17 protein-coding genes are annotated in these 21,642 nt (G+C 35.1%); 7 read left to right on the top strand and 10 right to left on the bottom strand.

Going from position 1 to position 21,642, the window contains the following annotated elements; translation table 11 throughout:
- The gene (locus Q0871_RS05100; RefSeq protein ID WP_299318859.1) at positions 1-3,603 is read left to right on the top strand and encodes a M1 family aminopeptidase; all 3,603 of its coding nucleotides are present in this window, start codon (positions 1-3) and stop codon (positions 3,601-3,603) included.
- A 284-nt stretch (positions 3,604-3,887) separates the two neighbouring features.
- Here Q0871_RS05100 and Q0871_RS05105 read toward each other — a convergent pair whose 3' ends face one another.
- The 8 genes from Q0871_RS05105 to hemA all read right to left on the bottom strand — a co-directional run bounded on the left by Q0871_RS05105 (position 3,888) and on the right by hemA (position 11,509).
- Positions 3,888-4,676, bottom strand: coding sequence for a PhzF family phenazine biosynthesis protein (locus Q0871_RS05105; RefSeq protein WP_299318863.1), 789 nt, complete (start codon positions 4,674-4,676; stop codon positions 3,888-3,890).
- Between the two features lie 105 nt (positions 4,677-4,781).
- Complete coding sequence (locus Q0871_RS05110; protein ID WP_299318867.1) at positions 4,782-5,726, bottom strand: DUF4421 family protein; 945 nt, start codon at positions 5,724-5,726, stop codon at positions 4,782-4,784.
- Positions 5,717-6,619 (bottom strand): oxygen-dependent coproporphyrinogen oxidase, encoded by a 903-nt coding sequence (gene hemF, locus Q0871_RS05115; RefSeq protein WP_299318869.1) that lies wholly within the window; start codon positions 6,617-6,619, stop codon positions 5,717-5,719. Before hemF ends, Q0871_RS05110 begins: the two co-directional genes overlap by 10 nt.
- The gene (locus Q0871_RS05120; protein ID WP_299318872.1) at positions 6,609-7,151 is read right to left on the bottom strand and encodes a GNAT family protein; all 543 of its coding nucleotides are present in this window, start codon (positions 7,149-7,151) and stop codon (positions 6,609-6,611) included. The genes hemF and Q0871_RS05120 overlap by 11 nt, the downstream gene beginning before the upstream one ends.
- 48 nt (positions 7,152-7,199) lie before the next feature.
- Entirely contained in the window at positions 7,200-8,231 is a 1,032-nt protein-coding gene (hemE, locus tag Q0871_RS05125; protein ID WP_299318874.1) for a uroporphyrinogen decarboxylase, read from the bottom strand.
- 37 nt (positions 8,232-8,268) lie between these two features.
- Positions 8,269-8,625, bottom strand: a complete 357-nt coding sequence (locus Q0871_RS05130) for a four helix bundle protein (RefSeq protein WP_299318877.1) — start codon at positions 8,623-8,625, stop codon at positions 8,269-8,271.
- Positions 8,626-8,675: 50 nt separating this feature from the next.
- Entirely contained in the window at positions 8,676-10,256 is a 1,581-nt protein-coding gene (gene hemC, locus Q0871_RS05135; protein WP_299318879.1) for a hydroxymethylbilane synthase, read from the bottom strand.
- Positions 10,253-11,509 (bottom strand): glutamyl-tRNA reductase, encoded by a 1,257-nt coding sequence (gene hemA, locus Q0871_RS05140; RefSeq protein ID WP_299318882.1) that lies wholly within the window; start codon positions 11,507-11,509, stop codon positions 10,253-10,255. The genes hemC and hemA overlap by 4 nt, the downstream gene beginning before the upstream one ends.
- A gap of 192 nt (positions 11,510-11,701) precedes the next feature.
- Between hemA and Q0871_RS05145 the strand changes: the two genes are divergently transcribed.
- Positions 11,702-12,592 (top strand): AraC family transcriptional regulator, encoded by an 891-nt coding sequence (locus Q0871_RS05145; RefSeq protein ID WP_299318885.1) that lies wholly within the window; start codon positions 11,702-11,704, stop codon positions 12,590-12,592.
- Positions 12,593-12,596: 4 nt separating this feature from the next.
- Here the strand turns inward: Q0871_RS05145 and Q0871_RS05150 are convergent, their stop codons facing one another.
- Both Q0871_RS05150 and Q0871_RS05155 read right to left on the bottom strand, forming a co-directional pair.
- A complete protein-coding gene (locus Q0871_RS05150) occupies positions 12,597-13,439 on the bottom strand; it encodes an N-acetylmuramoyl-L-alanine amidase-like domain-containing protein (RefSeq protein ID WP_299318888.1) in 843 nt (280 codons plus the stop codon).
- Positions 13,440-13,448: 9 nt separating this feature from the next.
- The gene (locus tag Q0871_RS05155) at positions 13,449-14,519 is read right to left on the bottom strand and encodes a mechanosensitive ion channel domain-containing protein (RefSeq protein WP_299318891.1); all 1,071 of its coding nucleotides are present in this window, start codon (positions 14,517-14,519) and stop codon (positions 13,449-13,451) included.
- Positions 14,520-14,696: 177 nt separating this feature from the next.
- Here Q0871_RS05155 and hemH point away from each other — a divergent pair, with 177 nt between their 5' ends.
- From hemH to Q0871_RS05180, 5 genes are all read left to right on the top strand, one after another.
- Positions 14,697-15,740, top strand: coding sequence for a ferrochelatase (gene hemH / locus Q0871_RS05160; RefSeq protein WP_299318894.1), 1,044 nt, complete (start codon positions 14,697-14,699; stop codon positions 15,738-15,740).
- A gap of 28 nt (positions 15,741-15,768) precedes the next feature.
- The gene (locus Q0871_RS05165; RefSeq protein ID WP_299318897.1) at positions 15,769-16,542 is read left to right on the top strand and encodes a DUF3050 domain-containing protein; all 774 of its coding nucleotides are present in this window, start codon (positions 15,769-15,771) and stop codon (positions 16,540-16,542) included.
- Positions 16,543-16,582: 40 nt separating this feature from the next.
- Positions 16,583-17,959, top strand: a complete 1,377-nt coding sequence (locus tag Q0871_RS05170; RefSeq protein ID WP_299318900.1) for an MATE family efflux transporter — start codon at positions 16,583-16,585, stop codon at positions 17,957-17,959.
- A gap of 69 nt (positions 17,960-18,028) precedes the next feature.
- Positions 18,029-18,175, top strand: a complete 147-nt coding sequence (locus Q0871_RS05175) for a hypothetical protein (RefSeq protein WP_299318904.1) — start codon at positions 18,029-18,031, stop codon at positions 18,173-18,175.
- A gap of 212 nt (positions 18,176-18,387) precedes the next feature.
- Positions 18,388-21,531, top strand: a complete 3,144-nt coding sequence (locus Q0871_RS05180; RefSeq protein ID WP_299318907.1) for a glycosyl hydrolase — start codon at positions 18,388-18,390, stop codon at positions 21,529-21,531.
- Positions 21,532-21,642 lie beyond the last annotated feature (111 nt).

Genomic DNA, 21,642 nt, shown 5'->3' on the forward strand with positions numbered 1-21,642 from the left:
ATGAAAGAAATATTCTTATTTGAGCTAAAGTATAGGCTTAGACGACCGGTCACTTATATCTACATATTTATCATGTTTTTAATACCCTTGCTTCTTGGGGTATTTTCAGAATCTGCTACTGCGGAATTCACCAATAGCCCTAGTGCTATTGTAGGAGTCCTTGGTGGTTTAAGTACTATAGCGTTATTCTTTTATGCCGCTATTATGGGTGTGCCCGTGTTTAGGGATGAGGAGCATAAAACTGCCCAGACCTATTTTACTTTTCCTGTTTCCGAAAAGAATTACATAATGGGTCGTTTTTGGGGTAGTTTTACAATTGTTACCATAATGAACATTGCAGCGATGTTTGGCGCTATGTTCGGTTTTGTACTTGGTGCCTTGTTAGATAGGCCAGACTATGGTACGTATACCGATTTTAACTTTTGGTCGTACTTCTTTCCATTTTTATACTTATTGGTTTTTAATTCTTTTTTTATTGGTAGTCTTTTCTTTTGTTTAATGACATTTTTTAAGAGAATGCCAATTTTATATTTAGGAGGTATTGTAATATTAATAGCTTCCATATTATCCGGACAGTTGTTATCTAGCTTAGATACCGAATGGCTTAGTATCTATGTTGATCCTTTTGGGGAATCTGCTTATGGGTATTTGACCAAATACTGGTCTGTAGACGAGTTAAATACCAACCAATTGGCTTTAACGGGTAAGTTTATGTTAAATCGTCTATTATGGCTGATTTTGGGAATATTAATATTTGTCTTTACACTTTTTAAATTTTCATATAAAGGATTCTTATCCTCCAAGAAAAAGAAGAATGTAAAAGAAGATAATGATTTAATAGCATCTTCAGAAACAATTAGTGTTGTTCAAGAATTTAGTAAAAAAGCGCAAAGGCAAAATTTATGGTCTTTAAGTAAAATAGAATTTTTATCTATCGTTAAAGAACCTGTATTTCTTGTCTTAATTATTATAGGGGTTATAGTAGCTGGGTTTATAACATATCAAAATAATCAATATAATGGTACGCCGTCATTACCGCTTACTAGGTTTATGGTTGCATATGTTTCCGCTGGAATAGCATTATTTTCTACAATAATTCTAATTATTTATTCTGGTGAAGCAGTTCATCGTACAAGAAGTAATAAGACTTTTGAATTTTATGATGCGCTACCGGTAAGTAATACTACACTATATCTTTCAAAGATTATTTCGCTTATTGGTGTTGCCGTATTGCTAACTCTTATTAATATACTGGTTGGTATTATGTATCAAACAGGTAATGGCTATTTTGATTATGAATTGGGTATGTACCTTACCTATAATTTTACGTCTCTATTTCCTTTATATGTTGCTACATTGTTATTGGCATTTTTTGTTCATGTGCTAGTAAACAATAAATTTTTAGGTCATTTTATTGTCATTATAGTTTATGTGGGAATACCAATTTTGGTGAGTTTAGTGCTGAAAACAGATAACCCACTTTTAGCTTTTGGAGAGACTACACCCGGTTTTATAAGTGATTTAAATGGATTTGGACATTACTTAACTGGTCAATTTTGGTTGAACTTATATTGGGTTCTTTTTACAGGTACATTGGCTGCTATTGGTAGTGTATTCTGGAGTAGAGGGTTTTATTCTTCAGCAAAAGAGCGTTTAAAATTAGCTAAAAGTAGATTTAAGGGTAAAACGGTTGCATATACCTTATTTTTCTTATTTGCTTTTATTTCTGTAGGTGCTTATAGCTTTTACAATATAAAAGTTCTGAACCATATGGAAGATAGCGATTCTAGTGAGAAGCTTTCTGCAGATGCTGAAAAGGCATATGGTAAGTATATAGATAAGCCCCATATTCAAGTTATCGATTTAAAAGCTGATATAGATATTTATACAGATACACGTGGTGTAGATGCAAAGGGTGTGTTTACAGTTGTTAATCCTTCAGAAGAGCCAATAGATACCGTTTTAATGGAAATTAAGTTTCCTACTTATGATACCAAGATTACAAAGGTGGTTTATAATGACCAAGAGTTAAAACCATTTTTAAGCGATTCATTGTATCGTTTGTTCATTTACAAGCTACCAGAACCTTTACAGCCGAAAGACACTGCTAATTTGGTTATTGAAACTAAGGCAAGAACACATGGGTTTGCTATGGATAGGGAAACTGCAGTTTTGAATAATGGTTCTTTCTTTAATGATGCTATTTTTCCAAGTTTTCATTATGATATTGCTTTGACAGAGAATGGTGCTCGTGAAAAATACGGTTTAGAGAAATTAGACTTTCTTTATCCGCCAAGAACAGATAGCATTGCTTTGAAAAAGAACTTATTTAATGAGGATAGCAATTATATGGATTTTGAAGCTACAATTAGTACTTCAAAAGGGCAAACTGCTGTTGCGCCAGGTGTATTGGTTGAAACATGGGATAAGGATGATAGAAGCTATTTTAATTACAAATTGGAAGATAAATCTGATTACTTCTTCAATTTTGTTTCTGCAACTTATGATATTGAAAAAGATGTTTGGATTGCACCTAGTGGAAAGAAAGTGACTATTGAAGTGTATCACTCTCCGAAACACAAGAAAAACTTAGCTTCATTTATAAAAGGGGTTAAAGTTTCGTTGGATTATAATTCTAAAAATTTTTATGAATATCCATATTCTGTAATTAGGATAATTGAGTTTCCGGCGCACACGACATTTGCACAATCTTTTGCGACAACGATACCTTACTCAGAAGATTTTGGCTTCGTAGCAGATTTTTCTAACGAAGGAGATTTTAATTATGCTTTCAGGGTAACAGCTCATGAAATTGCACACCAATGGTGGGGTCATATCGTTACGCCAAGTAAAACAAGAGGTGCAAACATTATTTCAGAAACTTTAGCGGAGTATGTTTCGTTAATGGCTTTAAAGCATGAATATGGTGAAAATGGTATAAAAGGATTTTTAAAACCTTCTTTAGATACCTATTTGTCTAGAAGGTCATTCAGTTTTAAACCAGAACGTTCGTTAATGGATGTCGAAACTGGTCAGCACATTTGGTACCAAAAAGGATCCATGATTATGTATGATTTGCAAGATGTCATTGGAGAAGAAGTTATAAATGCGGGACTTAAAAAATTCTTGAATGAATACAAGTATTTTGAAAAAGGGGTTTATGCCACTTCTGAAGATTTCTATAAAGCGATTTATAATGTTACTCCAGATTCATTAAAATATAAGGTCGATGATGGTTTTAAAGAGATAGTTCTTTATGAAAATCGTGTGATGGATGCTAAAACCAAAAAGCTAGACAATGGCAAATGGGAAACAACATTCACGGTAAATTCTAAGAAAATTTATTATGATGATACGGGTAAAGAGAAATTGATTGATGATAAGAAGAACCTGGTAGATGTTGGGCTCTTTGGCGAAGATATTACCGGTGATGATGGGGTAACTATCAAGAACCCATTTTACTTTGAATTAAAGTGGCTTTCTGCAGGTGATAATACATTTACTATCGTTACTGATGAAAAACCTTTAAAAGCAGGTATTGATCCGTATAACAAGTTAATTGATCGTAATTCTGATGATAATTTAGAGTCAGTAGAAGAGTAGTTTTTTCAATTTAGTTAGTGAACTCATCTTGACTTTTTGTTTGGAACCGAGAATTATGGCTTTTGTGCCGTAAGGAAGTCATTTTTTACTTGCATAGCTATAGCTACGGAACTCAAAAATGACAAAATTAGGGTGCAAAATGTATAATTCGTAGGTAAAAGAAAAAGTTAAGAAGAGTTCAGTTATACCTGTTCGTTATTGGCAATTGCCATAAAACGGACAGGTTTTTACTTTTAGAGGGCTTTGGTAAGCGGCTGTATTAGTTAAATAGATTGTTACAGAATCTAAATTTCTATCTCACCTACTAAATAACAAACCCCATTACCCGATATTTTTACGCGGCCACCAAGATATTCGCATTGTATATCGCCACCACGTTCAGATAGTTGTTTTGCAGTTAGTGTTTTCTTATTCAATTTCTCTGACCAATAGGGTGTAAGTGTTGTATGTGCTGAGCCGGTTACTGGATCTTCAGGAATGCCACATTGCGGAGCAAAAAAACGAGATACAAAATCTACATTGTTACCTTTTGCCGTAACAATGACTCCTCTACAATCTAATTCATTTAATAAATGAAAATTAGGAGCAATTGCTTCTATTTCAGCCTGAGATTTATAAATAAGCATGTAGTCAGTTTTGCCTTTATAGGTTTCTAAAGGTTGTTTTCCTATTGCTTTTGTGATGTTAGTTTGTTCTGAAACAGGCGTTACATCATCTGTAGGGAAATCCATAATTAACAGTCCCGATTCACTTTTTTGAACTAATAACTCTCCACTTCTTGGAGAAATAAACCGAAGAGTATTTTCATTGTAACCATAATGATTAAATATGACAAAGGCGGTAGCAAGGGTAGCGTGTCCACAAAGATCAACTTCTATCTCTGGGGTAAACCACCGTAACTCATAATGGTCATTATTCTTCACCGCAAAAGCTGTTTCAGCCAAATTATTCTCAGCGGCTATTTGTTGCATTAAATCGGTTTCTAACCAACTTTCAAGAATACAAACCGCTGCCGGATTTCCGCCAAATAGTTTAGAGGTAAACGCATCTATTTGATAAATTTTTTGCTTCATGAAATATAGATTTACTCGATAATCGAGATTATACTGCTTCGAGGCTTGACTGTAAAATTACAGTTATTCTAAAACGAATGCATCGAGCGATTGCTTTGCTGTTGTTTATTCAATCCCTAATTTACGACTTATCTCATCGGCTTTTTGAATCCACTTTTTAGGAGCATCAAAACGATAGCCTACATAAAACTCAAGAAAACTTATAGAATCATCTAAAATGAAGTTCTCATCTGAAGTGTGACTTAATAGTTGTGTATTAATATTTACACCACTAAAGAAATTTTCAGAATTATAGCCGCCAGTCATTCTAAAAATGAGTTGTGCCAAACCATTAAACGAGGTATTTCCGTCTGTACTAGAATAGTTAAAGCCCAATCCGCCAGTTGCACCAGCAGAAACGAGGTAATTTTCATCGAAAACCCAGTTGTAATAATACCCAGGACCAATAGCAACCTTCAAAGATTTCTCCAATTGATTATCTAGTATGGGGTCTTCTAATCTAAACTTGGTGTAGTAGTAAGATATGCTTGGAATAAAGCTACCTACACTTTGTTTTTGCCATTCATTTTGAAACCCAATAGCACGAAACGAAAAATCTGGATTGAAAATATAGCTAGATGTTCCACCTATTTTAAAGGTTCTTAAATCATCGATAGGCAAGGTTAAATCAGCAGTTCTAACAAAGAATCCTTTTTGCTTATAAATGTCTAAGGTCTGCATATATTGACCAAAAAACGTGCGTATGTTGAAAGTGATTAATTTAGAATCTCCATTGTCTTTATTTTCCGATAGGAAGTTGGGTGCATACCCAAAATCAACTTCTAGAAAACGAAATAGAACAGAGAGACCTAAATAACTTTTGTCGTTGGGTATAAACTCTGTTTTAGCGCGTGTTATCTTGTCTCTAAGCGTAAAACTATTCGAAGTGGTCTGTAAAGACAGCCTAACGGTTACTTTATCAGGAAAGGCTTCTTTGTAGTGTGAATTTTGCGCAATACCTAATTGTGTAAAGCATAGCATGCTCCAAAAAAGAATGATTCTTACACCCATTCTTTTGGTTTCATCAATATAGCTATTAACCGTTCTTCTTCGCTACCTTTTTCTGGTTGATGGTCATAAACCCATTGTACATGTGGTGGAAGACTCATTAATATACTTTCAATTCTTCCGTTTGTCTTTAAACCGAATAAAGTTCCCTTGTCATGAACTAGATTAAATTCTACATATCGTCCTCTTCTAATCTCTTGCCAGTCCCTTTGTTCCTTAGTGTATTCTAAATCCTTTCTTTTTATAACAATCGGTACATAACAATCTAAAAAGCTATTGCCTACTTCGGTTACGAAGTTGTACCAGTCTTGCATATCCATTTCTGGTGTTTCCTTACAATAGTCAAAAAATAAACCGCCTAGTCCGCGAGCTTCGTTTCTATGGGTGTTCCAAAAATACTCATCGCAACGTTTTTTATAGGTGTCGTAGAATGTAGGATTATGTTTATCGCAAGCTGTTTTGCAAACTTCATGAAAATGAACGGCATCTTCGTCAAATAAGTAATATGGAGTCAAGTCTTGACCGCCACCAAACCATTGATCTACAATTTCGCCGTCCTTGCCATACATTTCAAAATAACGCCAATTGGCATGAACTGTAGGTACCATCGGATTCTTTGGATGTAATACTAAACTTAATCCGCAGGCAAAAAAATTAGCATCTTCTACTCCAAAATATGCCTTCATACTATCCGGAAGCTCGCCATGTACTCCGGATATGTTTACGCCACCTTTTTCAAAAACTGCTCCGTTTTCAATAACTCTTGTACGACCACCACCACCTTCTGGGCGTACCCAAATGTCTTCTTTAAAAGTAGCTGTACCGTCTACTTCCTCTAATTTAGAAGTAATCGTATCTTGAAGTTGTTCTATGTAAGCGTAAAATTTATCTTTCATTCTGTAAAACATAAAGTTCCATATCTAACGGTTCTTCGTTAGGCGGAGTGTGTTCTTTTAATAGTGTTTCTTTCCAAAGATAACCACAATTTTCTGCTACCTTAATACTGCCAAGGTTCGTTTTATGAGCTATGATTCTGAGTAGCTGTAAATGTTGTTCGCTGAAACCCCATTCTGAAATGGATTTAACAGCGGTAGAAGTAATACCTTTATTTTGGTGTGTGTAGTCAATACAATAAGCAATTTCTGCTTCTTTTTCGGCTCGTTTTAGTTCTTTAAGATAAACTAAACCGATAATCTTTCTGTGTTCTGATTCTTTTAAGGTAAACAGATACTCTTTACCGGATAGAAAATCTGATGCTTTCTCAAGAACAAAAATATTGGATAAGGTGGGATTAAGATTTGCAGCTACCGTTTTAGGAAAGTATCTTTTTATATGGTCTGCATTGGCAGATATAAAATCGCACAAACGCCATCCATCTCTCTCTGAAATCGGATTTATTTCGAAATCTTGAAATTGAAATGAATTCATTATGCGATTATTATATCGGCTACTTTAATTCTCTTTAACCTGTTAGGGTTAATCTTGCTTGTATTCTTTTACAGCATCTATAAATGCCTTGGCATTTTCAACAGGAACATTTGGTAGAATACCATGGCCTAAATTAACCACGTAACTGTCTTTACCAAATTCATTAATCATTTGGTGTACCATCTTCTTGATTTCAGAAGGCGGAGATAACAAACGAGATGGATCAAAGTTACCTTGAAGGGTAATTTTGCCACCACTTAAATAACGGGCATTTCTAGCAGAACAGGTCCAGTCGACACCTAATGCAGAAGCGCCTGATTTTGCCATATCACCTAGTGCGAACCAACATCCTTTTCCAAATACAATAACCGGAGCTTCATCTTTTAAAGCATCGATTATTTGCTGAATGTATTGCCATGAGAATTCTTGATAATCGGTAGGTGATAACATGCCACCCCAAGAATCAAATACTTGAACCGCATCTACGCCTGCAGCAACTTTTGCTTTAAGGTATGCAATGGTTGTATCTGTAATTTTCTGAAGTAATTCGTGTGCAACAACGGGTTGCGTAAAGCATAACTCTTTAGCCTTATCAAACGTTTTGCTTCCTTGACCTTGTACACAGTAGCATAAAATCGTCCAAGGCGAACCTGCAAAACCGATTAACGGAACTTCGTCATTCAGTTTTTCTTTTGTCGCTTTAATGGCTTCCATTACATAACCCAATGTTTCATGAACATCTGGTACAATAACACTATCTAAATCTTTTTGATTACGAATTGGGTTCGGTAAATACGGACCAAAATTCGGCTTCATCTCCACATGAATGTTCATTGCCTGTGGGATTACCAAAATATCACTAAACAATATAGCGGCATCCATACCGTATCTACGAATAGGTTGAACCGTAATTTCTGATGCTAATTCTGGAGTCTGACATCTGGTAAAGAAATCATATTTTTCTTTGATGGCCATGAATTCAGGTAAATATCTACCCGCTTGACGCATCATCCATACTGGTGGTCTTTCTACCGTTTCACCTTTTAAGGCTTTTAGAAATAAGTCGTTTTTTAAGCTCATATTCTTGTAATAGCTTTTAGCTGCTAGCCCTTGGCTTTTAGCTATTTTTTATTTTACTAATTAGACTATTAATCATTTTAGATTCTATTGAAATCAATTCAAAAATGGATTTCAACTCTTTACTATCTAAAAATTTCAATTCTTCTGATATTACTAATTTAGTTTCCACTTCAAAAAGAGAACCTAGCGCAATCTCTAAAAATCGTTTAAATTCAACTTCACTATTTCTGCTGCATCCTTCAGCAATATTAGAAGGAACTGAAACAGCAGCTCTTGAAAGTTGACTTTTAAGTCCGAATTTTTCTTCGCTTGGCAATTTTTGAACTAAACTATAAACATGCTTAACTATGGTGATTCCATTTTTCCATATTTCAAGCTTTTTAAAGTCTCTCATAATTTATTAAAAAAGCCAAAGGCTAGCAGCCAAAAGCTAAAGGCGATTTATTAATCTTTATAATCCGCATTCACCAATTCAATAACACTTTCTACAGTAGGTATTTTGGCAACTTTAACTTCTTTGAAATGTTCTCTTGCTACTTTTGCAGTGGTTTCACCAATACAATATGCTACTCTATCTGTAGAATTCTCTTTTAAATAGCTTTCTACGTTCGACGGACTAAAAAATAGAATCCCTTTTGCGCTTGCAGGTATTGCTTTGCCAGAAAGTTTAGTTCTGTAAGCTTCTATGGCGTTTACCTCAATATTGTTTTCTTCTAAAATACTTGGTAGTTCTTCTAAACTTAGATTACCATGAAAATAGGTGACTTCAGTACCATCTATAAATTCAACTAAATGTTTCGCTAAATCTTTTGCATTATTTTCATAATGTGTCACTTTACCGAAAGTATTTTTTATTAATCTACGTGTTTTTCTACCAACACAATAGATATTTTCAAAATCTAACTCAGCAACATCTCTACTTGCTAATACTGCTTCTACCGCATTTTTACTGGTGAAAACAACATTTTTATGTGGCTGTTTCAAAATAATGGGAGAAATACGATTTGGATTTATTTTTATAAAATCATCTGAATCGGCATTAATCGATATGTTTAGCATTAATTGTTGTGGCGGAGTCAGTTTCTTAGTGGAGAAAACATTGACCTCTAACCCGGCGTTTGCCAGTTCGGTCATTAATCGTTTACCACCTCTGGCCAAAATACTTTTAGCACAGTCGATACCCAGATTTTGATGCTTACCAAGTGGCGCCGTCAATTCTGCTTCCAGTTTTTTACTTCCATCAACATTTAATAGTACCCCTTTAAGCGTAACAATATTTTCTTTGTTGATATATGATAATGCTCCGATTGGTGCACTACAACCACCTTCTAATTCTCTAAGAAATTCTCTTTCTAAACTTACACAGGTATCCGTTTCTTCATGGTTTAGTTGTGCGCATGCTTCACGAATTTCTTCATCTTCTTCCATAGCAACTACCATGATAGCACCTTGTGCTGGGGCAGGTAACATCCAAGTAAGTCCGATTGTATTTTCTGGTTCTAAACCAATGCGTTCTAATCCGGCAGCAGCGAAAATTGCACCGTTCCATTCATTTTCGTACAGTTTTTCTAAACGTCTATTGACATTCCCTCTTAAATCTACAACCGTATGTGTTGGGTATCTATTTAGCCATTGTGCTTGTCTACGCAAGCTACCTGTAGCAATTACACCATCGCGAGAACCTAAGAATTCTTCATTGTCTTTAAACGCTAAGATGTCCATGTAATTACCACGCTTTAAAACTGCAGCTTTTACAATACCTTCTGGCAAGGCGGTAGGTACATCTTTCATAGAATGTACGGCAATATCAATATCACCATTGATCATGGCAACATCTAATGTTTTGGTAAACACTCCCGTAATTCCTAATTCATAAAGAGGTTTATCTAAAATTAGGTCTCCTGTAGATTTTACAGGGACTAATTTTACTTTATGACCTAATGCTTGAAGTTGACTTTTAACGGTATTCGCTTGCCATAGCGCTAATTCACTATCGCGTGTTCCTAATCGTATTACTTTACTCATTGTTCGTCCAATTCTAATTGAAATACTTTTTGGATAAATTCTAAACTTGAATTGGAATCTACCGTGTCATCTTTGAGATGATTTGCAAATTGTTTGGTTATTTTTTGAATGATGCGATTGGTTACCACATCTGCTTGGTGCGAATTAAAATCGACCGTTTTTTTAGATTGGTAGTCTAACTCTTCGTCCTTAATAGTTTTCAATTTCTGCTTTAGCGCCTTAATTACTGGGGCAAATTTTCTAGTTTCTAACCATTGGTTAAAATCATTTTTTACCTCTTCGTTTATAGCCTCTGCATCTGGTATAAATTGTTTTCTACGCTCTAAGGTTTCATCGGTCATTTGAGATAAATGATCTAAATGAATTACCGTAACATTGTCCATTTGTGAAATAGAATCATCTACGTTCTTTGGAACGGAAAGATCTAATATCAATAATGGTTTGTTCGTATAGATTAATTCTTTGGTAATCGTAGGTTTTTGTGCACCTGTTGCGACTACCAAAATATCTGAAGTTCTTATTTCTGTTTGTAAATCGCCATAATCTTTTACCTTAAGGTTGAACTTGCCTGCTATTTGCTCAGCTTTATCTTTAGTTCTATTGATTAAGGTGATATGCGGATTTTTAGTGTGCTTTATTAAATTCTCGCACGTATTACGACCAATTTTTCCGGTTCCGAATAAAAGAATATTCTTGTCGGTAACATTTTCAACATTACGCATAATATATTGTACAGATGCGAATGCTACAGAGGTTGCGCCAGAAGAAATTTCAGTTTCATTCTTAATACGCTTGCTCGCCTGTATAATGCTATTACAAAGTCTTTCGATAAACGGATTGGCAATACCCAATTCTTTTGAACGCTTAAAACTTTGCTTTAATTGACTGATAATTTCAAAATCACCAAGTATCTGGCTATCTAATCCTGTACCTACTCGGAACAGGTGATTAATAGCTTCTTTATTTTTATACACATATGCTACTTCTTGAAATGCCTCAACGGTTCCGTTAGAGTGGTCGCATAATAATTTTATCAGTTGAAATGGATGTTGCGCAAAACCATGTAACTCTGTACGGTTACATGTTGATGTTGCCAATAACCCGTCAATACCCTGATTTTTAGCTTCTATTAAAAGTGATTTTACAGCCACTTCGTCTAAACTAAATTTACCACGAGCCTCAGCATCAGCCTTTTTGTAATTAAGACCAATGGTATAAAAAGAATTATGTTTAGAAATATTATAGTCCTTCATAAAGCGGATACAAAAATATGAGCATCCATTCAATAAAAACAACGCTAGCGGTACAATTAGTATCGTCTGCCGAATTTTTGGGCAAAATATGATAAATATCAGTTTATTAGCCATAATTTTATGGTGGTTTGAATGAATACGGACTATTTTATTTAGATGCTTTCTAAATAGATATAAATTTGATTTAAGAAAATGGATGGAAAAAGTAACGCTCAAGGGTCATACGATGAGGTTTTAATTGAAGAAGGATTTTATGTGCTCAAATTTCAGAACGAAGAAGATCACGTAGTGCATTATACCCGTGAAATCAATAAACGATTTATTCAAATTCATTTTTGTTTAAGGGGTAGTGGTAGCTATAACTTTAATCAAGGTAATTATAGTTTAGATGTCAAAGAAGAGAATTCTTTGTTGCTGTATAACACGCAGTTAGACTTGCCTTTGAATTTAAGTCTTAGTGCAAAATCATCGTTGGTTTCTGTTGTTATGACCCTACGAAAATTTCATTCTTTATTCACTGCAGAGGCAGATTATATTCCGTTTTTAAGTTCAGATAACAAGGAGAAAAAGTACTATTCTCAAGAACCATTTTCACCTTCGATAGCAGTTATTTTGAGTCAGATTGTGAACTATAATTTACATCCTTCTATAAAATCGCTTTATGTAAAAGGTAAAATTTACGAGTTGATAGCCTTGTACTTTAATAGAAGCCCCAATGCAGATATTGAACAATGCCCATATTTAGCAGATGAGGAAAATGTGAAAAAGATTAAAAAAGCTAAAGAAATCATATTAGCTAACATGGCAGAGCCACCAACTTTGGCTGAGCTGTCAAGTGAAATCGGTTTGAGTTTAAAACGCCTGAAAGAAGGGTTTAAGCAAATTTATGGTGATTCGGTCTACAGCTTTTTATTTGATCATAAAATGGAATATGCCAAGCGTCTTTTAGAAACCGGTCAGTATAATGTCAATGAAATCGGACTAAAAGTAGGGTATAGTACTTCTAGTCACTTCATAGCTGCCTTTAAGAAGAAGTATAATACAACACCTAAAAAATACTTATTGGCGTTAGCGGGTAGTTAGGAGGTTAGAGTGGTCTTGCCACCATAATACCCGTGTTACTCTTTATGCCTTTTAGATAATCTGCTAACGGTAATTTAGAAACTTCAACTTCCATTGATCCGGTCGATGCATGTAGTAAGTGAATTCTACCATCTTTTTCGCGCGTAGCAATACCGGTATGTGTAACATCTAATCCGTTTATAGAAGTGGCAAGTGCTATGATATCTCCCGATTGAATTAAATGCTCGTTCTCGGCAATTTCGTCTTGTGCCAATACACAAATAGCCTGACTGTTTAAATAGTTTTCAGAAGCTTTAATTTTTGAGTAATTCATGTCATCAGCCAAAAACGGATACAAATCTCTATGGGTACTCATGAAATTAATATCCTTCTTGATTTCTGCACCACCAATTTCACCAGTGATATCTTTTAAAAGTCCTTTCTTGGCATTATTGGCAATCCATTCAGAAAAGTAATGTAAACGCGATGCGTAGCCATCAAGTTCGCCATCTTTGTATCTAATAACTTCTAAGTTTTTAGCGAATGCATCAAATGAATGATCTTCTTGTCTTAACAGCCTAGAAAGGTCCAATACATTCTCAACGAATGTGGTACAATCTAACCCATGAAGATTTACGACCAATGTTTCTGTATCTCCAATTTCAAGTGTCTTTGCTACATAAGGAGTCTTCATAAACGTTTTACCAATGCTTACCATGGTTTCACCGAAATTACCCTGAAACATTCCGTCGATTTCTGCTAGCTTATTTTCAACAGCTGCCTTGTCTTTTGGTGAGCAGGTGATTTGTTGTGAGAAGATAGTTGCTACGCATCCAAAGAAAAAAAGGAATAGAAATGTATGTTTCATAAAGCTAAATTATGAATTGTTGTGTTCATCGAAAGACTTTTCCAACAAAACCCTATTTCTTGCGATACTCTCTGGGTAGTTCTGTTGTAAAAATATAATTAATTTTTCACGAACAAGTACACGCAAATCCCAAGCGGTAGGGGAATCTTTTGCGCTCATAAGGGCTCTAATTTCTACTGAATTTTGTTTGCTCTCCGTTACTTGAAGTACATTAACCTCTTTGTCCCAGAGGTCTGTGCTTTCTAGGATTTTGGTCAATTCTTCTCGTAAGGCATCAAAAGACACGTTGTAATCGGTATAAAGAAAAACAGTCCCTAAAATATCAGATGAAGTCTTGGTCCAGTTTTGAAAAGGTTTTTCAATGAAATAGGGCGTGGGTACAATCAGCCTTCTTTTATCCCAGATCTTGACCACTACGTATGTTAGCGTTATTTCTTCGATTCGACCCCATTCTCCTTCAACAATTACTACATCATCTATTTTAATAGGTTGTGCAATAGCAATTTGAATACCTGCCAAAACGGTACCTATCATTTTTTGCGCAGAAAAACCAATAATAATACCTGCTACACCTGCAGAGGCAAAAATACTGACACCTAATTCGCGAATACTTTCAAAACTCATAAGAACAGCACCAGCCGCTAATATGATTATGGTAATCATAAAAATGCGTTCTAGAATATTGAACTGTGTATATATTTGACGTGCTTTTAAGTTGTTTTCAACATTGACATCATAATTATTGACAATAACGGTTTTTGCTATTTTCAATAAGTTCAGTAATAGCCAGGTTACCGAAATTATTAAGAGAATAGTACTTGTTTTTTTAAACCAATATTCGTGAGGCTCAACTTGTAATAATGTACGTAATGACTGTGAACGAATTAATATGGAGAGAAATATGAACAGTATAGGGCGGCTAATTTTTTTAAACGCGCCATTCGGTAATAGGTATTTGGGATCCTTGCCATACTTCTTAATGAAATAGGAAACGATCCAATAGGCAATAAGAATACCTAAGGTAGAAGCTATAAAAAAGTAAAGAGCGCTTATGGGTACGGTATCAAAAAAAGTATTCATAAAAAATTCTTTTATAGTTTTTGACGAATTACAACTTACTAAAATTAAACAGCACTAAAAATTATTTGATCAGTTATTAGATTGCTTTATGAGAGTATAGAAAAAGTATTGCCCAAAATTAAATTATCATCGATTTGCATGTGTTATTTTTGCAATCGAATAACAAACACATACGCTATGAAAGGAGTATTATTGGTCAATTTGGGTTCTCCAGAAAGTCCTACTGCAAAAGATGTTAAGCCCTATTTAGATGAATTTTTAATGGATGAGCGTGTAATTGATGCTCCTAAATGGTTAAGAACTATTCTGGTAAGAGGAATAATTTTGCAGACTAGACCTAAAAAATCTGCTGAGGCGTATGCTAAAATATGGTGGGAAGAAGGTTCTCCGTTAGTGGTTATATCAGAGCGTTTCTCCAATAAATTAAAAACACAGACCGAAATGCCAGTGGCTTTAGGTATGCGTTATGGTACCATGTCTATTAAAAAGGCAATGCAAGAATTGAAAGATAAGGGAGTTGATGATGTTCTTTTAGTTCCGCTTTATCCGCATTATGCAATGTCTAGTTTTGAGACGGTTGTTGTAAAAGTGTTAGAAGAGCAAAAAGCAGGCTTCCCTGAAATGAAAATTACTACGTTACCTGCTTTTTATAAGCATCCGGAGTTTATTAAAGCACTCTCAGAAAGTATAAAAGATGGGCTAGAAGGTTTTGACTACGACCATATTTTGTTTTCATACCACGGTATTCCTGAACGTCATATTCGTAAAAGTGACCCTACTAGTTTTCATTGTAAGATTGACGGTACATGCTGTAACGTAAATTCTGTTGCACATAATACATGTTACAGACACCAAGTTTATGATACTACCGAAATGGTAAAGGCATATTTAGGATTAAAAGAAGAGCAAGTGAGTTCTTCGTTTCAATCGAGATTAGCTGGTGATCCATGGTTAAAGCCTTATACCGATTATGAATTTGAGCGTTTAGCGAAAGAAGGCAAGAAAAAGTTAGCTGTTATTACTCCTGCATTTGTGAGTGATTGTTTAGAAACATTGGAAGAAATTGCAATGGAAGGTAAAGAGCAGTTTATGGAAGCCGGTGGTGAAGATTACAAGCATATTCCATGTATGAACGATAATGACACTTGGGTGAAGGTAATGGCGAAGTGGGTTAATGATTGGCAAACTACTGATAAGTTAGATGTAGCGCCAAGTACATAAAAATTATAATTCTTAGAAAATCACTGCTATGAAAATCGAAGAAATAGAATTTATTCTAGAACCATTAAGAGAGCAATTAAGAAGCCATGAGCTTTACAATGAATTGAAGTCTTTGTCTGATATTCAAATATTCATGGAGAGCCATGTGTATGCAGTGTGGGACTTCATGTCTTTATTGAAAGCGCTTCAAATTAATCTAACATGTACGACATTACCTTGGAAACCAGTTTCTAATACAAATACCGCACGGTTTATTAATGAGATTGTTTTAGAGGAAGAAACAGATGTTAATGAGTTGGGTGTTTTAAAAAGTCATTACGAAATGTATTTGGACGCTATGGTTGAAGTAGGTGCAGATACTACTAAAATATCTGAGTTTCTTAATGGGGTCAAAACCTTAGATAGTATTCTTGAAGTTATTGAAAATTCAGATTTAAACATTGCAGTTAAATCTTTTTTGAATTTTACTTTTGAAACTATTAATTCGCAACAACCACATAAAATTGCCGCGGCTTTTACTTTTGGTAGAGAAGAATTGATACCTGATATGTTCCTAAAAATTGTTGACCAAGCGGGTAAAGATGCGTACCCTAAATTGGAATACTATTTAAGAAGGCATATTGAGTTAGATGGAGATGACCACGGTCCGCTATCGCTAAAAATGATTCAAGAATTATGCGGAGATGATGAGACTAAATGGCATGATGTATTAGAATATTCTGAAAAAGCTTTGCAACAACGCATCAATTTATGGAACCATATTGCCACAGCAATTCAACAAAATAAAGAGATTACGGTTTAACATTTTGATCTAGGCATATAATTAATTAAAAACCACACTAATGGCAAACGTTTCCGCAGAACAATTGGGCACGGAATCTATATCAAGTTTGCTTATTAAACAAGCTTTGCCTGCTAGTATTGGTATTCTTGTAATGTCGCTAAATGTTCTGGTCGATTCCATTTTTGTTGGTAATTGGATTGGCTCAATTGCCATTGCGGCAATTAACGTGGTGTTGCCTATTTCCTTTTTTATAGGTGCTTTGGGTATGGCTATCGGTATTGGTGGTGCCAGTATTATTTCGCGTGCATTAGGTGCTGATAATAAAGAAAAGGCACTGCGAACATTTGGTAACCAAATTTCGTTTACCATACTAATCACTGTAATTATGGTGGCAGTGGGGCTAACTTATGTAGATACCCTAATACCTGCATTTGGTGGTAAAGGCTCCATTTTCGAGCTTGCTAAAATCTACTATGTTATCGTATTATATGGTGTGCCATTTTTAGCACTTAATATGATGGGCAATACTGTAATTAGGGCAGAAGGCAAGCCTAAGTTTGCCATGATAGCGATGATTATTCCGTCAATTGGGAATTTGATCTTAGATTATTTACTGATTAATGTTTTAGATTATGGTATGGAAGGTGCTGCCTGGGCAACAACGATCAGTTACTTTTTATGTTTTAGTTATATTCTATACTTTTTTCTTTCTAAAAATTCCGAATTAAAACTGAATGCACAGTATTTCAGTATCGACTTTTCGATTTTAAAGGAGATAAGTTCGCTTGGTGTCGTGACCTTATCTAGACAGGCAGTAGTAAGTATCATTTACTTGCTTATGAACAATATTCTTTTTGATTTAGGGGGTGAAGCAATGGTGGCTGTTTACGCTATAATAGGTAGAATGTTGATGTTTGCGCTTTTTCCCGTATTCGGTGTTACACAAGGTTTTTTGCCTATTGCAGGGTTTAATTATGGTGCTCAAAAGTATGATAGGGTAAAGGAGTCTATTTATACCGCCATAAAATTTGCTGCAATGCTAGCTACTATAGTTTTCACGGGACTCATGATTTTCCCTGCAGAAATCGCGGGACTCTTTTTAAGTGATAAACCAAATATGAGTGCGCTAGAACTTACTACGAATGCATTTGTTATGGAGAATACACCATCTGCCATGCGATGGGTATTTGCAGCTACTCCTATTATAGCACTTCAGTTAATTGGTGCCGCTTATTTTCAGGCGATTGGTAAGGCTGTACCAGCTTTGCTGTTGACATTAAGTAGGCAAGGCTTTTTCTTTATTCCCTTAATTTTAATACTACCTAATTACCTAGGGGAATTGGGAGTGTGGATTTCCTTCCCCATTGCAGATGTTCTGGCAACTATTGTTACTGGGTATTACTTGAGAAAAGAAATCAAAAAAAATTTGGTTTAATCTTTTTAAAAACCAAACCTAAGAAAACCTTTTCCGTAAGTAGCTTTAGAAACACTAAAGAATACTGTTATGAATTTTATCTTATCACAATTAATTGCCGTTGCTATATTTCTATTAGCATGGAAACTTAAAGAATTGATAAACAATAAAATTACCTATTTGAAACTGCTTAAAGAAAATGATTCTAAGTTTGTAAAATATGACCAATCAGCTTAAATCTGATTGTCTTTATGAAATTCTATCGAACCTGATTAAGTATCGATAGAAAGTAGTTTTTTGTTTTTGCTTTTGATAATTAATGATTGAAAAGATAGTTAGATCGATAATTTGATAAATGTACTTCTTAAGCACTCCCAATAAAATCTTAAAATCAACATTTTTATAACTATTTGTTTAATTTTAGGAAAGACTAATATCAAACTATCAAAATGAAAAAGCACCTTACCAATGCTGGCATTATCATGCTGGCATGTTTTCTATTGCCATTATCCTTACTATCTCAAAGAAGGAGTAAATCTCAAAACAACGCACCGACGTATCCAGAAGAATTATACTCTAGTTTAGAGTATCGTTCCATAGGACCGTTTCGTGGTGGGCGTTCTGCCGCAGTAACAGGTGTGCCTGGTGAGCCTAATTTATTTTATTTCGGCGCAGCTGGTGGTGGAGTATGGAAAACCTTAGATGGTGGGCGTACTTGGGACAATATTTCTGATGGATATTTCGGAGGAAGTATTGGTGCTGTTGAGGTTGCTAAAAGCGACCCGAACGTAATATACGTTGGTGGAGGCGAAAAAACATTAAGAGGTAATGTATCTTCTGGCTACGGAGTTTGGAAAACAGAAGATGGTGGTAAAACATGGGCTTCTGCAGGTTTAGAGAAAAGTAGACATGTGCCTAGACTTAGTGTGCATCCTACAGATTATAATACTGTTTACGCTGCCGTACTTGGGGATATTTATAAACCAACTAAAGACCGTGGAATTTATAAAAGTACCGACGGAGGCAAGAATTGGAAACAGGTGCTTTTTGTAAATGAACAAGCAGGTGCAGTTGATTTAACTTTTGATCCTAATAATCCTAGAATTTTATATGCATCTACATGGCATGCGCAACGTACGCCTTATAGTTTAATTAGTGGTGGCGACGGTTCTGCACTTTGGAAGAGTATGGATAGTGGTGAAACGTGGACAGAGATTTCTAAAAACGAAGGTTTTCCAAAAGATACCTTGGGTATTATCGGCGTAGCTGTTTCTCCAAAAAATTCTGAAAAAGTTTGGGCTATAGTAGAAAATAAAGAAAAGGGCGGTCTGTACCGTTCAGAAGATGGTGGTAAAACATGGTCTTTGGTAAATGAAGAACGTAAAATTCGCCAACGTGCTTGGTATTACACAAGAGTGTTTGCCGATACACAAGATGAAGATGTAGTGTATGTGTTGAACGTAAATTATCATAAGTCTACAGACGGTGGTAAATCTTTTAATACATTCAATGCACCTCATGGCGATCATCATGATCTGTGGATATCTCCAGAAGATTCGCAACGTATGATTATTGGTGATGATGGTGGTGCCCAAATTTCTTATGATGGTGGCGAAACATGGACTACGTATTACAACCAGCCTACAGCTCAATTTTACCGTGTAACGACCGATAATGCATTTCCGTATAGAATATACGTTGCGCAACAAGACAATTCAACCTTACGTATAGATCATAGAAGTGATGGTCGTACTATTGATGAAAGTAATTGGGAACCAACTGCTGGTGGTGAATCTGCGTGGATCGCTGTTGATCCTAAAAATGATGATATTGTTTATGGTGGTAGTTATGACGGATTTTTAACGCGTGTTAATCACAAGAAGAAAACTGTAAGAGGTATAAACGTTTGGCCAGACAACCCAATGGGTGCTGGTGCAGAAGCAATGAAATATCGTTTTCAGTGGAATTTCCCTATTCTATTCAGTAGACATAATCCTAAGAAATTATACACCTTTTCTAACTATGTACATGTTTCAGAAAACGAAGGTCAAAGCTGGAAAGTACTAAGTGGAGATTTAACTAGAAACGATCCAACAAAATTAGGTTCTAGTGGTGGACCAATAACTCAGGATAATACGAGTGTTGAGTACTATTGTACCATTTTTACCGCAAATGAGAGTCCGTTAAAAGAAGGGATTCTTTGGGTAGGTAGTGATGACGGATTAATTCATATTTCTAAAGATTCTGGTGCAACTTGGGAGAATGTTACTCCGCCAAATATGCCAGAGTGGAATATGATTAATAGTATTGATCCTTCTAATTTTGATGAAGGTACCTGTTATGTAGCCGCAACTAGATATAAGTTAGGTGATTTTCAACCATACTTATACAAAACAACAGATTACGGTAAAACCTGGACAAAAATAACGAACGGTATCCCGTCAGAACATTTTACAAGAGTAGTTCGTGAAGATCCTAAAAAGAAAGGTTTGTTATATGCAGGTACAGAAACAGGTATGTATGTTTCTTTTAATGACGGAGCTAGTTGGTCTCCTTTTCAAATGAATTTACCAATTGTACCTATTACCGATTTAACCATTAAAGATGATAATTTAATTGTGGCTACTCAAGGGCGTAGTCTGTGGATTATTGATGACTTAACCGTGTTGCATCAGTTAGATGAAAGTAAAAAGAATGCGAATACCATTTTGTTCAAACCAAAAGATTCTTATCGTACAAAAGGTAGGGCAACTAAAAAGCCTTCTAAAACATCAGGTCAAAATTTAGAGAATGGTGTAATCACTCATTTTCTAATGAAAAACTATTCTGAGAAAGATTCGGTTCAGTTAACGTATACAAGTATGGCTGGTGATACATTGGCAAATTATAGTACTTCTGCAAAGAAAAAAGACAAGAAGTTAGAAGTAAAGAAAGGCGGTAATACTTTTGTTTGGGATACTCGTGGTAAAGGAGCTGAGAAACTAGAAGGAATGATTTTCTGGTGGGCAAGTTTTGACGGTGCTAAAGCAGTACCTGGTGATTATAAAGTCCATTTGAATGTGAATGGAACTAATAGCAGCGAAACATTTACCATTTTGCCAGATCTAAGAGCAGAAAGTTCAGTAGCTCAAATGCAAGAGCAGTTTAATTTTATTACTGATATCAATACAACCATCGAAAATGCGCATCAATCTATAAAGAAGATTAGAAATGTTACCAAGCAACTGAATTCATTTACTGAGCAGTATAAAGATGATGACAGAACTAAAGATTTGGTCGAAAAGGCAAAAGCCATGAAAGACAAACTTAGCGAAGTAGAAAAAGCATTGTATCAAACTCAAAACAGAAGTGGTCAAGATCCATTGAACTTCCCTATTAAATTGACCAATAAATTGGGTCATTTAAATAGTTTGGTTTCCATTGGTGATTTTCCTCCAACAGAGCAAGATGTTGCTGTTAAGAACGAATTGACAACTAAAATCAATAAAGAGCTGGAAATTTTTAATAACGTAATCTCGTCAGAACTTCAAGAGTTTAATAAAGGTTTTAACGAGCTTAAATTGAATTACCTGTTCATTGACGATAGTAAGTAAAAACAGAATTTTGTCATTTCGAGTGAATATTTGAAGTTTGAAAAAATTAGTATCGAGAAACCTTTTATGTACCAAAGGTTCTCGATACAGTTTTTATTTACGTTTTATTCC

This window comes from uncultured Maribacter sp., assembly GCF_947500985.1.
Classification (GTDB): domain Bacteria; phylum Bacteroidota; class Bacteroidia; order Flavobacteriales; family Flavobacteriaceae; genus Maribacter.

What these genes read in the sequence shown, in the direction of transcription:
- Q0871_RS05100 (WP_299318859.1), top strand. Translation starts at nt 1, where the DNA reads ATGAAAGAAATATTCTTATTTGAGCTAAAGTATAGGCTTAGACGACCG.
- Q0871_RS05105 (WP_299318863.1), bottom strand. Translation starts at nt 4,676, where the DNA reads ATGAAGCAAAAAATTTATCAAATAGATGCGTTTACCTCTAAACTATTT.
- Q0871_RS05110 (WP_299318867.1), bottom strand. Translation starts at nt 5,726, where the DNA reads ATGGGTGTAAGAATCATTCTTTTTTGGAGCATGCTATGCTTTACACAA.
- hemF (WP_299318869.1), bottom strand. Translation starts at nt 6,619, where the DNA reads ATGAAAGATAAATTTTACGCTTACATAGAACAACTTCAAGATACGATT.
- Q0871_RS05120 (WP_299318872.1), bottom strand. Translation starts at nt 7,151, where the DNA reads ATGAATTCATTTCAATTTCAAGATTTCGAAATAAATCCGATTTCAGAG.
- hemE (WP_299318874.1), bottom strand. Translation starts at nt 8,231, where the DNA reads ATGAGCTTAAAAAACGACTTATTTCTAAAAGCCTTAAAAGGTGAAACG.
- Q0871_RS05130 (WP_299318877.1), bottom strand. Translation starts at nt 8,625, where the DNA reads ATGAGAGACTTTAAAAAGCTTGAAATATGGAAAAATGGAATCACCATA.
- hemC (WP_299318879.1), bottom strand. Translation starts at nt 10,256, where the DNA reads ATGAGTAAAGTAATACGATTAGGAACACGCGATAGTGAATTAGCGCTA.
- hemA (WP_299318882.1), bottom strand. Translation starts at nt 11,509, where the DNA reads ATGAAGGACTATAATATTTCTAAACATAATTCTTTTTATACCATTGGT.
- Q0871_RS05145 (WP_299318885.1), top strand. Translation starts at nt 11,702, where the DNA reads ATGGATGGAAAAAGTAACGCTCAAGGGTCATACGATGAGGTTTTAATT.
- Q0871_RS05150 (WP_299318888.1), bottom strand. Translation starts at nt 13,439, where the DNA reads ATGAAACATACATTTCTATTCCTTTTTTTCTTTGGATGCGTAGCAACT.
- Q0871_RS05155 (WP_299318891.1), bottom strand. Translation starts at nt 14,519, where the DNA reads ATGAATACTTTTTTTGATACCGTACCCATAAGCGCTCTTTACTTTTTT.
- hemH (WP_299318894.1), top strand. Translation starts at nt 14,697, where the DNA reads ATGAAAGGAGTATTATTGGTCAATTTGGGTTCTCCAGAAAGTCCTACT.
- Q0871_RS05165 (WP_299318897.1), top strand. Translation starts at nt 15,769, where the DNA reads ATGAAAATCGAAGAAATAGAATTTATTCTAGAACCATTAAGAGAGCAA.
- Q0871_RS05170 (WP_299318900.1), top strand. Translation starts at nt 16,583, where the DNA reads ATGGCAAACGTTTCCGCAGAACAATTGGGCACGGAATCTATATCAAGT.
- Q0871_RS05175 (WP_299318904.1), top strand. Translation starts at nt 18,029, where the DNA reads ATGAATTTTATCTTATCACAATTAATTGCCGTTGCTATATTTCTATTA.
- Q0871_RS05180 (WP_299318907.1), top strand. Translation starts at nt 18,388, where the DNA reads ATGAAAAAGCACCTTACCAATGCTGGCATTATCATGCTGGCATGTTTT.